Below are 12809 nucleotides of genomic sequence, written 5' to 3'. Positions count from 1 at the left end.
GATGCTTTCAGGCCTTTTGCTGCGCCCTGGCGAACTGCTCCAGGATCTCGACGAAGCCCGCGGCTGCCGGCGAAAGGCTGCGCCGGGCCGCGCTGTAGACGCACACCTCGCGGTGGAAGTCGGGCGATTCGAGCCGCACCATGCGCAGCCCGTGGGCGCGCACCAGCGGCGCGGAGTAGGTCGGGCACACCGTGAGCCCCAGCCCCGAGGCCACCATGCCGAGCGCGGTGGTCATGTACGACACCTCCTGGGTGCCAGGGCGCAGCATGTAGTCGCGCTCGGCCGGGGCCAGCTCGGGCAGCACGCGCTGGCGGAAGTCGCGCGTGGGCGCGATGAAGGTATAGGGGCCCAGCTCGTGCCAGCGCACCTTGCGGCGGTTGGCGAAGGCGTGTTCCGGCGGGCAGATCAGCCAGTGCCGGTCGCGGAACAGCGTGCGGCGCTCGATGGCGCCGTCGACCGCCACGTCCTGGCCCACGGCCAGTTCCACGTCGCCGGCCGTCACGCCCGCCAGCAGGTGCTCCGGCAGGGTGTCGGCCAGCCGCACGTCCACGTCGGGATAGGCCTCGCGATAGACCGCGATCACGCGCGGCATCAGCGTGCAGGCCATGAGCTGCGGTGCTGCAAGCAGCAACAAGCCTTTCTTCTTGTCACGCAGATCGGTAACGCCGGCCACCGCGCCCGCAAGGTCGCCGAGCAGACGGTGTACCGACGGCAAGAACTCGCGCCCCGCCTCCGACAGCTGCACGCTGCGGGTGTTGCGGTCGAGCAGCTGCACGCCCATTTCGCGTTCGAGCTCGCGCACCAGCACGCTGAGCGCCGACTGCGTGAGGTGCAGCTGCTGCGCCGCGGCGGTGAAGCTGCCGCTTTCGGCCACGGCGGCAAAGGCGCGCAACTGGCGCAGGGTGAGGTTCATATATATGGTTATTTCATCAATCGATGAATTAATTTCGATTGCATCATAAGACCCGGCATCGCCCAATACCGGCTCACCGGAGACACGAGAGCCATGCCAACCCCACCACCGCCCGTGCGCGGGCTGCACCACTTCGCCTGGCGCTGCCGCGACAGCGAGGAAACCCGCCGCTTCTACGAAGACCTGCTGGGCCTGCCGCTGGCCCACGTCATCAAGAGCGACCACGTGCCGAGCACGGGCGAGTACTGCCCCTACGTGCACATCTTTTTCCAGATGCGCGACGGCTCGTACATCGCCTTCTTCGACCTGGGCGACGACATTGCCGCGCTGCCTTCGCCCAACACGCCCTCGTGGGTGAACCACATCGCGCTGCGCGTCGATTCGGTGGACGACCTGCTGGCCGCCAAGGCGCGGCTCGAAGGCGCGGGCGTCGAGGTGCTGGGCGTGACCGACCACCACATCATCGAGTCGATCTACTTCTTCGACCCCAACGGCATCCGCGTGGAGCTGACCACGCCGACCGTGCCGCAGTCCGAGATGGACGCGCATGCGCTGCGCGCCCGGGCCGACCTCGACGCCTGGACCGCGCGCAAGGCCGAGCTGCGCGCGGCAAGGAGTGCGTCGAATGCCTGAGCTGCAACTCGCCGTCATCGACGTGAAGCCCGGCGCCTCGATGGAGAGCCAGTCTGGCCTGCAGCTGCTGCGCCCGCGCATCTACGGCGCCTACCAGGCACCGCAAGGGCCGAAGAAGGTCGCGGCCATCGTGATGCACCCGACCAGCAATTTCATGGGCCACTACCTGATCGGCCCGCTGGCCGAGCGCGGCATCTGCTGCATGGGGCTCAACTCACGCTTCGTGGGCAACGACACGGTGCTGCTGATGGAGCGTGCCATTCAAGACCTGGGCGCCGGCGTGCAGTACCTGCGCGCCGCGGGCTACGAGAAGGTGTTCCTCGTCGGCAACTCCGGCGGCGCCGCGCTGTCGGCCTTCTACCAGGCGCAGGCCGAGAAGTTCACGGCCACGCACCTGCCCGACGGCGACCCCACGCACCTGCACCCGGGCGACCTGCCCCCGGTGGACGGCATCGCGCTGTGCGCCGCGCACCTGGGCCGCACGCGGCTGATGCGCGACTGGATCGACCCCTCGGTCACCGACGAGCACGACCCGCTGTCGGTGGACCCCGAACTCGACATGTACGACCCGCGCCACCGCGTGCCCTACGACGGCGAATTTCTCGCCCGCTTCAGCGCGGCGCAGAAGGCGCGGCTGGACCGCATCGAGCAGTGGTGCATCGACCGCCTCGCGCTGCTGCGCAACACGCCCGGCGCGCCGCGCGACCAGACCTTCATCGTCTACCGCACGCACGCCGATCCGCGCTGCGTCGACCTGTCGCTCGACCCCAACGACCGCCTGCCCGGCAGCGTGTGGGGCGACGCGCGGCAGGTGAACTACTCGACCAACGCGATGGGCCGTACCACCTCGCTGACGGCCTTCCTGTCGCAGTGGTCGTCGCGCTCGCAGGCCGATGGGCCCACCAACCTCGCGCGCACCACGGTGCCGAAGCTGCTGCTGACCTACACCGGCGACCAGTCGACCTTCCCGAGCACGCGCGACGCATGGATGGCGGCAGGCGGATCGCGCATCCGCAACGTCGACATCGTGGGCGGCAACCACTACCTGGCGGGCCAGCCGCACCTGATTCCGCAGGCGGCAGACGCCATCGCGGAGTTCGCCCACGCGCTGTAGAAGAGACATGGAAAACTTTGCATTCGCACCGGCCTACGAGCTGCCGGTCTGGCCCTTCACGCCTCCGCCCGAGCTGCACAACGCGAAGGTCGTGCGCCACCCCATCGTGATCGTCGGCGCCGGCCCCTCGGGCCTCACGCTGGCCTGCGACCTCGCGCAGCGCGGCGTGCATGCGGTGCTGCTCGACGAGGACGACACCGTCGGCGTGCGCGGCGCATCGTCGCGCGGCATCTGCTATGCGCAGAAGAGCCTGGAGATCTTCGAGCGCCTGGGCATCTACGAGCGCATCGCGGCCAAGGGAATCACCTGGTCGTTCGGGCGCACCTTCTCGGGCGAGCAGGAGGTCTACAACTTCAACCTGCAGGCGAACAGCGTCTCCAGGCAGCCGCCTTTCATCAACCTGCAGCAGTTCTACGTCGAGTGGTTCCTGGTCGAGCGCATCCTCGAACTCGGCCGCACCGACGTGCGCTGGAAGAGCCGCGTGACGCGCGTCGAGCAACTGGCCGACGGCGTGCGCCTGGACATCGAGACGCCCGCCGGCAGCTACACCATCGAGGCCGACCGGCTGATCGACGCGACCGGCGCCAACAGCCCGATCCGCACGCAGCTCGACATCGAGGCGCACGCCTCGCGCAGCACCGACCGCTGGTGCATCAGCGACGTGCGCTTCAGGAAGCCGCTGCCCACCGAGCGCTGGACCTGGGTCGACGCGCCCTTCAACGAAGGCCGCGGCGTGTGGCAGCACCTGATGGCCGACGGCGTGTGGCGCATCGACTACCAGATGCCCGAAGACTGCGACACGGCCCACATCAGCAAGCCTGAAGTAGCCGGTGCACGGCTGCGCGAGCAGCTGGGGCCGGACGTGGAGTTCGAGTTCGTGTGGATCGGGCCGTACGGCTACCGCGACCATCTGCTCGACAGCTTCCGCCACGGGCGCGTGTTCTTCATCGGCGACGCGGCGCACGTGGTGAGCCCGTTCGGCGCACGCGGCGGCAACAGCGGCATCCAGGACGCGGCCAACCTCGGCTGGAAGCTCGCGCTGGTCGCGCAAGGCAAGGCCCGCGATGCGCTGCTCGACAGCTACGACGCCGAACGCCAGCCCGCCGCCGCGCAGAACCTGCAGGTGACCAGCCGCTCGGCGCGCTTCCTCGCGCCGCGCTCGCCGACGGAGCACACGCTGCGCCGCGCCGTCGTGGCCTTGGCAGCGCGCCATCCTTTCGCACGGGTGCTGGTGAACACCGGGCGCATGTCGGTCGCCAACGACTACCCGCCCGCGCCCGCGCTGCCAGAAGGCGGCCGCACGGTGCAGAACCTGCCGCTGCGCTGGGCCGACGGCCGCGAGACGGCGCTGATGCAGCTGCTGGCCGAGGGCACGCAGTGCATCGGCCTTTGGTTCGCGCCGACGCGCGAGCAGGCACGGGCCGCGCTCGACGCCACCACTGCATTGCCGCTGCGCCTGCTGGCCGTGGGCGGCGACAGCGGCCTGCCCACGCTGCAGCCCGACGACAGTCTGGCGAGCCACATCGGCATCGATGGCGCGGGCGGCTTCGCGCTGGTGCGCCCCGATGCCTACCGCGCCGCCCTGCTCGCGAACGCCACGCCGCAAGCCATCGCCTCCGCCGCGCGCACCGCGCTCGCCCATCACGACACCGCCTCATGAACACAGCGCCCCGCATCCCCGACCCCGACGGCTTCTACGCAGCCCTGCTTGCCGCGCACGAAGGCCTGAGCGAGGCGCAGAGCGCCGACCTCAACGCCCGCCTCGTGCTGCTGCTGGCCAACCAGTGCGCCGACCAGGCCGTGCTGCTGGCCTGCATCGATGCAGCCGCCGAAGACAACCCCACGACCACGCCAACCCCATGACCGCCAACGTCTCTTTCGCTTCTGCCTCGGACACCCGCGAGCAGAAGCCACAACTGCGCGAGCTCGCGCCCGGTGCCTACGGCTACATCAGCGACTTCGATCCCAACTGCGGCTTCGTCGTCGGCGACGAGCAGGTGGTGCTGATCGACACGCGTCCCACGCCGCGCATGGCGCGCGACTTCCTCGCGGCCATCCGCACGGTGACCGACAAGCCGATCAGGACCATCGTGCTCACCCACTACCACGCGGTGCGCGTGATGGGCGCGAGCGCCTTCGACGAGGTGGAGCAGATCATTGCGAGCAACGGCACGCTCGACTGGATCCGCACCCGAGGCCAGGCCGACTTCGATTCGGAGGTGGGCCGCTTCCCGCGCCTGTTCGCGGGCGTGGAAGAGATTCCGGGCCTGACCTTTCCGACGATGAGCTTCCAGGGCGAGATGAGCCTGTGGCTCGGCCCCCGCCCGGGCACCGGCCGCGAGTTGCGGCTGATGGCGCTGGGGCGCGGCCATTCGAGCGGCGACACCGTCGCCTGGCTGCCCGACTGCGGCGTGCTGTTCTCGGGCGACGTGGTCGAGAACCACTGCGGCGTGTACGCAGGCGACGCCTACATCGGCGACTGGGCCCGCACGCTCGACGCGGTGCACGGGCTGAACCCGCGCGTGCTGGTGCCGGGCCGCGGCGCGGTGCTGCAGGACGAAGCGGCATGCGCCGAGGCGATCGGCCTGACCAAGGCATTCCTGTCGACGCTGCTGGACAGCGTGAAGGCCGGCATCGCGGCGGGCGACACGCTCAAGGGCTGCTTCGCGCGCGCCGAGGCGGCCATGACACCGCGCTTCGGCAAGTGGCCCGTGTTCCAGCACGTGCTGCCCTTCGACGTGTCGCGCGCCTATGACGAGCTGCGCGGCATCGAACACCCCGTGGTGTGGACCGCCGAGCGCGACCGCGAGCTCTGGCAGGTGCTGCGCGGCGACTGAACCGAACCGATTTCAAGACAGGCAACGGAGACAAAAGACGATGATGAAACGCTTCCTTCCCCTGCTGGCCGCGACCCTCGCGCTGGCTGCTTCCTTCGCGTCGGCGCAGCCGGCCGCCTACCCGAACCAGCAGGTCAAGTGGATCGTGCCGTACTCGGCAGGCGGCGGCACCGACAACCTCGCGCGCTCGCTGGCCGAGGCCATGCAGCCTTCGCTGGGGCAACCGCTGATCATCGACAACCGGCCCGGCGCGTCGACCAACATCGGCGTGTCCGTGATGATGCAGGCCAAGCCCGACGGCTACACGATCATGCAGGCCGAGAACGCGGCGCTGCTCTTCAACGAGCACATGTTCACCAGGCTGCCCTACAAGCCGGCGAGCGACTTCACCTACATCGGCACCATCGGCCGCTTCCCGGTGGCGCTGGTGGTGCACCCCGACTTTCCCGCAAAGAACGTGGCGGAGTTCGTGCGCTACGTGAAAGCCAACCCCGAGAAAGTGAGCTATGCCTCGCCGGGCAACGGCTCGCCGCATCACATGGCGATGGAGCTGTTCAAGCAGAAGGCCGGCCTGAGCATCGTGCACGTGCCGTACAAGGGCGCCGCGCCCGCCATGTCCGACGTGATGGGCGGCCAGGTGCCGGTGATGATGCTCGACCTGGCCTCGGGCCTGTCGATCATCAAGTCGGGCAAGGTACGGGTGCTGGCCATTGCGCTGCCGCAGCGCGCCAATGCGCTGCCCGAGGTGCCGACCTTCGTCGAGGCCGGCTTTCCCGATGTCAACGCCTACGCCTTCCATGGCCTGATCGGCCCGGCCGGCATGCCGCCGGAAGCGGTGGCGCGGCTCAATGCCGAACTGCACAAGGCCATGAAGGCGCCGAAGGTGGTGAAGCTGTTCGCGGACTTCGGCTTCGAGGCGCTGCCGGGTTCGCCGCAGGACTTCTACAAGCTCTCGCGCGCCGAGAGCGAGCGCTGGGGCAACATCATCAGAACAGCCGGCGTAAAGCTCGACTGAAGACGCAAACTACCAGCCGAGGCCCAGGTGCAGCGGCAGGTACACCGCCATGCCCGCGAGCATGGTGCCGAGCACGCCGCGCCGCCAGTAGTAGTAAGCCGCGCCGACGACCGCCGCATAGAGGCGGGCGTCGTGCAGCGTGGTGATCAGATGGCCCTGCGTCATGACGATCTCGGGCGCGATCACGCCCGCGAGCGCGGCGGCCGGCGCGTAGTGCAGCGCGCGGTGCGCCCACTCCGGCAGGCCCCAGGGGCGGTCCAGGATGAAGAAGAAGCAGCGCGTGAGCACGGTGACGAGTGCCAGCCCGACGATCACGCCCATGGTCCACAGGTCGGTACCGCCGCTCACTTGTCGTCCTCCGCCGCCGGGTCGAGCCCGAACTGCTTTTCGAGCCAGAAGCACAGCAGCACCGCGACGCCGATGGCGACCACGATGTTGAGCTTCAGCGGCAGCGCGTAGGCGGCCACCGCGGTGACGCCGGCAATCAGCGCGGCCAGCACGCGCAGCCGCGTCGTCGCCATCGAGCAGACGATCGCCACCAGGCTCAGCACGCCCGCGAAGCCCAGGCCCCAGTTCTGGGGAATGAAGTTGGCGAGCGCCACGCCCAGCATGCTCATGCCCATCCAGGCGCACCAGGTCACGAAGTAGTTGCCGGTGAGGTAGGCCTCCTGCGACTGCTCCTCGGCAATGGTGAGCGGCGGCTTGGGGTACTTCCTGGTGAAGAGCGCATAGCTCATGTCGGCCGTGAGGTAGCCGTGCAGCATGCGGCGCCAGCGCGGCATGTGCATGAGGTAGGGGCGCAGGTGCAGGCTGAACACGACGAAGCGCAGGTTCACGCAGAAGCCCGTGGCCAGGATCACCCAGGCCGGCGCGCCCGCGGCCAGCAACGGAATGGCCGCGAGCTGCGAGCTGCCGGCGTAGACCAGCAGGGTCATCGCAATGGCCTCGATCACGCTCATGTCCGACTTGACCATGGCCACGCCGGTCATGAGGCCCCAGGCGCCGATGCCCAGCGCCACGGAAGACATGTCGCGCACTCCCGTCCGGAATTCGGGCCGCGAGCGGATGGCGGTCGACAGGAACATCAGCCGAACACCTGCCCGGGCTTCAGGTCGAAGCCGCGCAGGAAATCGGCCACGGGCAGGCGCTTGCCGCCCGCACGCTGGAGTTCGGTGATGGTGACGGTCGAGCCGGAAGCCGCCACGGCGACACCGGCGTCGGTAACGGCCAGGATCGTGCCCGGCGCGGCCGAGGCATCGGTGGCCGCAGTCGCGTGGGCGGCCCACAGCTTGATGGCCTCGCCGTCGAGCGGACTGTTGGCGCCGGGGAACGGGTCGAAGGCGCGGATGCGCCGCACGATGGCGTCGGCGGGCTGGGCCCAGTCGATCAGCGCTTCGTGCTTCTCGACCTTGTGGGCATAGGTGATGCCTTCGGCGGGCTGGGGCGTGCGGGTGAGGCTGCCGATGTTCGCCAGCGCCTCGACGATCATGCGGCCGCCCAGCCCGGCCAGCCGGTCGTGCAGGCGCGCGGTGTTGTCGTCGCCGATGTCGACCGACTCGCGCAGCAGCATGTCGCCGGTGTCCAGGCCCGCGTCCATCTGCATGATGGTGATGCCGGTCTGCGCGTCGCCGGCCTCGATGGCGCGGTGGATCGGCGCGGCGCCGCGCCAGCGCGGCAGCAGGCTCGCGTGGATGTTGAGGCAGCCGTGCGCCGGCAGGTCGAGCACCCACTGCGGCAGGATCAGGCCGTAGGCGGCGACCACCATCACGTCGGGCCTGGCGGCCAGCAGGGTGTCGCGCGCGGCCGAGGCCTCGTCGGGGTACTTGCCGTCCAGGCGCAGGCTGCGCGGCTGGGACACGGGCCAAGCGTTGGCGACGGCGCACTGCTTGACGGGCGAAGCCTGCAGCTTCATGCCGCGGCCGGCGGGGCGGTCGGGCTGGCTCAGCACCAGCACGATGTCATGGCCGGCGGCGGCGATGGCCTCCAGGGCGACGCGAGCGAACTCGGGCGTGCCCGCAAAAACGACGCGCAGGCGGCTCAATCGCGGATCCGATCGAGCTCGAGATCGTCCCCCGTGTGATAGCGCCGGACCACGCCGGTCGGATCGATGTAGATGTACAGCATGCGGCGCTCGTTCACGGCCTTGTAGCGCCAGGTCCAGACGGCACCGTCGAAGGAACTGACGCGGGAAATTTCATAGGGGCGGCCGTAGAAGGCCATGACGTCGTCCTGGCGCCACTGGTTGACCTTGATGTCCTGGCCGAAGCGCGCTTCGCTGAGCACCTGGGTCACCGAGACGACCTTGCCGGACGCGTCGACGTCGATGTCCGTCACCTCGAAGCCGGCGGGCATGCGCGAATACTGCAGCCGCTCGCCGCCGCCGTTCAGCGGATAGCGGCCCGTGGGCGTGCCCAGCAGCTGCAGTGTTTCGGCGGCGGAGGTGCCGGGCCGGATGCGCGCGGGCTCGCTCACGCAGCCAGCCAGCCCCAGGCCGGCGGCCACGAAGACCGCCAGGGTCGCGAAGGTGCGAAAGCCGCGCTGCGTCGTCATGTTCAGGCCCGTTCCCGCAATTCTTCGCGTTGCTGCTTGAGCAGCTTGCTCTTGATGCGGTTGCGCTTCAGGGGGGAGAGGTATTCGACGAACACCTTGCCCAGCAGGTGGTCGAGTTCGTGCTGGATGCACACGGCCAGCAGGCCGTCGGCCTCGATGGTGCGGCTTTCGCCGTTCTCGTCGAGCGCCTGCACCTTGACCGAGGTCGAGCGCATCACGCCGTCGTAGATGCCGGGCACCGAGAGGCAGCCTTCCTCGTTCAGCACCTTCTCGTCGCTGGCCCAGGTGATCTCGGGGTTGATGAGAACGATGGGCTCGTTGCGCTCTTCGGACACGTCGATGACGACAAGCCGCTCGTGCACATCGACCTGGGTGGCTGCCAGGCCGATGCCGTTGGCGTCGTACATTGTTTCCAGCATGTCGGCCACCAGCGCCTTGATGCGCGCGTCGACGCCCTGCACCGGCTTGGCCACCGTGTGGAGGCGCTTGTCCGGGTAACTCAGAATGATTCGTTTGGCCATGAAATCGGGGGAAAGTTGTGGCTATTTTCGCCAATTCCGCGACGCGGCGGGTTCCGCGAGCCCGAAAACGTTGCCCTGCCAAGGGCTTCAGCGCAGAATTCGTAGCAAATTGTGAGATTCGTATGTGCAGCGATACGTCGCGCGCTCACCCATCCAGACATGAAAAAGCTCAGATCAGCTGAACGCCAGCGCCCCTCCTTTCTTGCCACGCTGACCGCCCTGGCGGTGCTCGGCAGTTGCGGCGCCACGACGGCCTGGGCCCAGAACTACCCCGTCACGCCGCAGCAGCGCGCCACAGCCCAGCAGACCGCGCAGACCGGCGTGCCGCTGAGCGAACTCGCCCCCAACGCGCCCGACGAATACACCGTCAAGCCCGGCGACACGCTCTGGGCCATCTCCCGCCTGTACCTGCTGCGCCCCTGGCGCTGGCCGGAGCTGTGGGGCATGAACATCAACGAGATCGCGAACCCGCACCGCATCTACCCCGGCCAGGTGCTCTACCTGGACAAGACCGGCGGCCGTGCCCGCCTCACGACCACCCGCCGCGGCGGCTTCAGCGGCGACGGCGGCACCATCAAGCTGTCGCCGCGCACCCGCTTCGATTCGCTGGCCGGCATGGCACTGCCCACGCTCAACCCGAGCATCATTGAGCCTTTCCTGAGCGAGCCCATCGTGGTCGATGCCGACACGCTGGAGACCGCGCCGCGCATCGTGGCGGGCAACGACAACCGTGTTCTGCTGTCGCGCGGCGACCGCGCCTATGCACGTGGCAACGCCAATTCGCCGCTGGTCGAGGCTGCGGGCCCGGTGCAGCACTTCCGCGTGTTCCGCAACGCCACCCCGCTGAAAGACCCGGGCACGGGCGAAATCCTCGGCTACGAGGCGCAGTACCTGGGCAAGGCCCAGCTGCAGCGCGGCGAGTCGACCACCGTCGAGACGGTAGAGGACAAGGACGTCATCACGGTGGTGCCCGCGACCGTCGACATCATCGCGTCGCGCGAGGAAATCCGCGCCGGCGACCGCCTGCTGCCCGAGCCGCCGCGCCAGCTGCTGAGCTACGTGCCGCGCGCGCCCTCGACGCAGGTCGACGGCCGCATCATCTCGGTCTACGGCAACGCGGTGCAGTTCGCCGCGCAGAACCAGGTGGTGGCCATCAACAAGGGCACGCGCGACGGCATCGACAGCGGCCACGTGCTGGCCATCCTGAAGAACGGCGAGACCATCGTCGACCGCACCGGCGCCCGCAAGGAAACCATCAAGCTGCCCAACGAACGCATCGGCCTGCTGATGGTGTTTCGCACTTTCGAGAAGGTGTCCTACGCGCTGGTGCTGGAAATCAACGACACTCCGCGCGCTGGCGACTTCCTCGTCAATCCCTGACCCACGGCTCCGGCTCTTTCGCACATTCGTTTGGAACGCGCAGAACTCGCAGGTTGGCTGCGACTTTCACTGACCCCCGGCATCGGTGACGGCACCGTGCGCCGGCTCCTCGCGGCGTTCGGCTTGCCCGAGCGCGTCTTCGCGCAGCCGGAAGAAGCTCTGCGCGAAGTGGTGTCGCTCGCGCAGGCCGAGGCACTGCGGCAGCCGCCCGCCAATCTCCAGGCGCAGGTCGACCAGACCTGGCAATGGCTGCACAACACCGACAACGGCAGTTCGCGCCGGCTCGTCACGCTCGGCGATGCCGGCTACCCGGCCTCGCTGCTCGAAATGGCCGACCCGCCGCCCATGCTCTATGTGCTCGGCGCCGCCGACTACGACCTGACGCAGCTCGGCCACAGCATCGCAGTCGTGGGCAGCCGCAACCCGACGCCGCAGGGCGCCACCAACGCGCGCAGCTTTGCACGCGCGCTGGGCGAAGCCGGCCTGCCGGTGGTGTCGGGGCTGGCGCTGGGCGTGGACGGCGCCGCGCACCAGGGGGCGCTGGACGCCGCCGGCGAGACGCCCTGCCTGGCGACGGTAGCCGTGGTCGGCACCGGGCTCGACCGCGTCTACCCGGCTCGGCATCGCGACCTGGCGCATCGCATCACCCAACAAGGCCTGATCGTGAGCGAGTTGCCGCTGGGCACGCCGCCGCTCACGCAGAACTTTCCGAAGCGCAACCGGCTGATCGCCGGGCTGGCACGCGGCACGCTGGTGGTCGAGGCGGCGCTGCAGTCGGGCTCGCTGATCACCGCGCGGCTCACTTCGGAGCAAGGCAAGGAAGTGTTCGCGATACCGGGTTCGATCCACTCACCCCAATCGCGCGGCTGCCATGCGCTGATCCGCCAGGGCGCCAAGCTCGTGGAATCGGTCAACGACATCCTCGAAGAACTGCCGCCGCTGCAGCACACACCCTCGGCATCGCCGCACAAGAACGGCAACGGCAGCAGCAGCGCCACCGAAGCGCAGCAGGCGCCGTCGTCGGCCGAGGCCCCGCTGCTGGAGGCCCTGGGCTTCGACCCGGTCAGCCTCGACGCACTGAGCGCACGCACCGGCTGGAGCGCCGCCGCGCTGCAGGCGAAGCTGCTCTCGCTCGAACTGGACGGCCATGTATCGCGCCTGCCCGGCGGGCTCTTCCAGCGATCGGCCAGCAGCTGATCCAGGTCTGCGCGACCGCCTGCGTGTGCAGGAAGGAAAAGTGATGTGAAGTGCGCAAAGCCCGGGGGCGATCAGCCACTTCCTGGGCTATATTGGTGCGCATGTTCGAAGTACTTGTTTTTGTCTACGAGAACTACTGGCGCGGCGATGCATGCCCCGAACCCGAACAACTGGGCCGCAAGCTCAGCGCACACGGCTTCGAGGCAGAAGAAATCCGCGAAGCCCTTCACTGGCTCGACGGCCTGAGCCTTGCAACGCAAGGCATGCAGATCGAGCACCACGCCGACGACGCGGCCTCGGCCACCGTCACATTGCGCGGCGCACCCGAAGCGGCCCTGCCCCAATCCCCCGATGCCATGCGCGTCTATTCCCAGGCGGAGCAAGAGCACCTCGGTGCCGAGTGCCTGGGCTTCATCCGCTTCCTCGAATCGTCGGACGTGCTGCCCTGCGGGCTGCGCGAGATCGTGATCGAGCGCGCGATGGCGGCGCCGGGCGATCCGGTCGCAATCGACGAGCTGAAGATCATCGTGCTGATGGTCCACTGGAGCACCGGCATCGAGCCAGATGCCCTGGTGCTCGACGAGCTCTGCGAAAGCCGCGAAGGCCGCACGGCGCATTAGCTGGGCTCTCCCCCAGGCTTCGCGCACTT

The 12809-nt window shown here is 68.8% G+C and carries 15 protein-coding genes; 9 read left to right on the top strand and 6 right to left on the bottom strand.

What is annotated here, in order from left to right; genetic code table 11:
• Positions 1-7 precede the first annotated feature (7 nt).
• On the bottom strand, positions 8-913 hold the full coding sequence (locus ACQY8B_RS25520) for a LysR family transcriptional regulator (RefSeq protein ID WP_422084487.1): 906 nt from the start codon (positions 911-913) through the stop codon (positions 8-10).
• Between the two features lie 93 nt (positions 914-1006).
• On the opposite strand from ACQY8B_RS25520, the gene ACQY8B_RS25515 reads away from it, so the two are divergent.
• From ACQY8B_RS25515 to ACQY8B_RS25490, 6 genes are read left to right on the top strand one after another with little or no spacing between them, the layout of a single operon-like run.
• The gene (locus ACQY8B_RS25515; protein WP_422084486.1) at positions 1007-1546 is read left to right on the top strand and encodes a VOC family protein; all 540 of its coding nucleotides are present in this window, start codon (positions 1007-1009) and stop codon (positions 1544-1546) included.
• Positions 1539-2660, top strand: a complete 1122-nt coding sequence (locus ACQY8B_RS25510) for an alpha/beta hydrolase family protein (protein ID WP_422084485.1) — start codon at positions 1539-1541, stop codon at positions 2658-2660. The genes ACQY8B_RS25515 and ACQY8B_RS25510 overlap by 8 nt, the downstream gene beginning before the upstream one ends.
• Positions 2661-2667: 7 nt before the next feature.
• Positions 2668-4320 carry an FAD-dependent monooxygenase gene (locus tag ACQY8B_RS25505; protein ID WP_422084484.1) on the top strand — a complete coding sequence of 551 codons (1653 nt, stop codon included), beginning with the start codon at positions 2668-2670 and terminating at the stop codon, positions 4318-4320.
• Positions 4317-4523 (top strand): DUF2783 domain-containing protein, encoded by a 207-nt coding sequence (locus ACQY8B_RS25500; RefSeq protein ID WP_422084483.1) that lies wholly within the window; start codon positions 4317-4319, stop codon positions 4521-4523. The genes ACQY8B_RS25505 and ACQY8B_RS25500 overlap by 4 nt, the downstream gene beginning before the upstream one ends.
• The gene (locus ACQY8B_RS25495) at positions 4520-5497 is read left to right on the top strand and encodes an MBL fold metallo-hydrolase (RefSeq protein WP_422084482.1); all 978 of its coding nucleotides are present in this window, start codon (positions 4520-4522) and stop codon (positions 5495-5497) included. The genes ACQY8B_RS25500 and ACQY8B_RS25495 overlap by 4 nt, the downstream gene beginning before the upstream one ends.
• Before the next feature lie 43 nt (positions 5498-5540).
• Entirely contained in the window at positions 5541-6512 is a 972-nt protein-coding gene (locus ACQY8B_RS25490; protein WP_422089109.1) for a Bug family tripartite tricarboxylate transporter substrate binding protein, read from the top strand.
• A 9-nt stretch (positions 6513-6521) separates the two neighbouring features.
• On the opposite strand, the gene ACQY8B_RS25485 is transcribed toward ACQY8B_RS25490, so the two are convergent.
• From ACQY8B_RS25485 to def, 5 genes are read right to left on the bottom strand one after another with little or no spacing between them, the layout of a single operon-like run.
• A complete protein-coding gene (locus ACQY8B_RS25485) occupies positions 6522-6833 on the bottom strand; it encodes an AzlD domain-containing protein (protein ID WP_269758753.1) in 312 nt (103 codons plus the stop codon).
• Between the two features lie 23 nt (positions 6834-6856).
• Entirely contained in the window at positions 6857-7597 is a 741-nt protein-coding gene (locus ACQY8B_RS25480; RefSeq protein ID WP_106936439.1) for an AzlC family ABC transporter permease, read from the bottom strand.
• Entirely contained in the window at positions 7597-8553 is a 957-nt protein-coding gene (gene fmt / locus ACQY8B_RS25475) for a methionyl-tRNA formyltransferase (protein WP_422084481.1), read from the bottom strand. The genes ACQY8B_RS25480 and fmt overlap by 1 nt, the downstream gene beginning before the upstream one ends.
• Complete coding sequence (locus ACQY8B_RS25470) at positions 8550-9062, bottom strand: hypothetical protein (RefSeq protein WP_422084480.1); 513 nt, start codon at positions 9060-9062, stop codon at positions 8550-8552. Before ACQY8B_RS25470 ends, fmt begins: the two co-directional genes overlap by 4 nt.
• Positions 9063-9064: 2 nt before the next feature.
• Entirely contained in the window at positions 9065-9583 is a 519-nt protein-coding gene (def, locus tag ACQY8B_RS25465) for a peptide deformylase (protein WP_106936436.1), read from the bottom strand.
• Between the two features lie 159 nt (positions 9584-9742).
• On the opposite strand from def, the gene ACQY8B_RS25460 reads away from it, so the two are divergent.
• The 3 genes from ACQY8B_RS25460 to ACQY8B_RS25450 all read left to right on the top strand — a co-directional run bounded on the left by ACQY8B_RS25460 (position 9743) and on the right by ACQY8B_RS25450 (position 12780).
• Entirely contained in the window at positions 9743-10963 is a 1221-nt protein-coding gene (locus ACQY8B_RS25460; RefSeq protein ID WP_422084479.1) for a LysM peptidoglycan-binding domain-containing protein, read from the top strand.
• A 30-nt stretch (positions 10964-10993) separates the two neighbouring features.
• A complete protein-coding gene (dprA, locus tag ACQY8B_RS25455; RefSeq protein WP_422084478.1) occupies positions 10994-12160 on the top strand; it encodes a DNA-processing protein DprA in 1167 nt (388 codons plus the stop codon).
• Positions 12161-12261: 101 nt separating this feature from the next.
• A complete protein-coding gene (locus ACQY8B_RS25450) occupies positions 12262-12780 on the top strand; it encodes a DUF494 family protein (RefSeq protein ID WP_422084477.1) in 519 nt (172 codons plus the stop codon).
• The last annotated feature ends 29 nt before the right edge of the window (positions 12781-12809 follow it).

The organism is Variovorax sp., from assembly GCF_965279555.1.
GTDB lineage: Bacteria > Pseudomonadota > Gammaproteobacteria > Burkholderiales > Burkholderiaceae_C > Variovorax.
This window is presented reverse-complemented; position numbering and strand designations above follow the sequence as displayed.

Coding starts and splice junctions, on each gene's coding strand:
- ACQY8B_RS25500 (WP_422084483.1), top strand. CDS start 4,317: ATGAACACAGCGCCCCGCATCCCCGACCCCGACGGCTTCTACGCAGCC.
- ACQY8B_RS25470 (WP_422084480.1), bottom strand. CDS start 9,062: ATGACGACGCAGCGCGGCTTTCGCACCTTCGCGACCCTGGCGGTCTTC.
- ACQY8B_RS25515 (WP_422084486.1), top strand. CDS start 1,007: ATGCCAACCCCACCACCGCCCGTGCGCGGGCTGCACCACTTCGCCTGG.
- ACQY8B_RS25485 (WP_269758753.1), bottom strand. CDS start 6,833: ATGGGCGTGATCGTCGGGCTGGCACTCGTCACCGTGCTCACGCGCTGC.
- ACQY8B_RS25505 (WP_422084484.1), top strand. CDS start 2,668: ATGGAAAACTTTGCATTCGCACCGGCCTACGAGCTGCCGGTCTGGCCC.
- ACQY8B_RS25460 (WP_422084479.1), top strand. CDS start 9,743: ATGAAAAAGCTCAGATCAGCTGAACGCCAGCGCCCCTCCTTTCTTGCC.
- ACQY8B_RS25450 (WP_422084477.1), top strand. CDS start 12,262: ATGTTCGAAGTACTTGTTTTTGTCTACGAGAACTACTGGCGCGGCGAT.
- ACQY8B_RS25520 (WP_422084487.1), bottom strand. CDS start 913: ATGAACCTCACCCTGCGCCAGTTGCGCGCCTTTGCCGCCGTGGCCGAA.
- ACQY8B_RS25490 (WP_422089109.1), top strand. CDS start 5,541: ATGAAACGCTTCCTTCCCCTGCTGGCCGCGACCCTCGCGCTGGCTGCT.
- ACQY8B_RS25480 (WP_106936439.1), bottom strand. CDS start 7,597: ATGTTCCTGTCGACCGCCATCCGCTCGCGGCCCGAATTCCGGACGGGA.
- ACQY8B_RS25495 (WP_422084482.1), top strand. CDS start 4,520: ATGACCGCCAACGTCTCTTTCGCTTCTGCCTCGGACACCCGCGAGCAG.
- def (WP_106936436.1), bottom strand. CDS start 9,583: ATGGCCAAACGAATCATTCTGAGTTACCCGGACAAGCGCCTCCACACG.
- ACQY8B_RS25510 (WP_422084485.1), top strand. CDS start 1,539: ATGCCTGAGCTGCAACTCGCCGTCATCGACGTGAAGCCCGGCGCCTCG.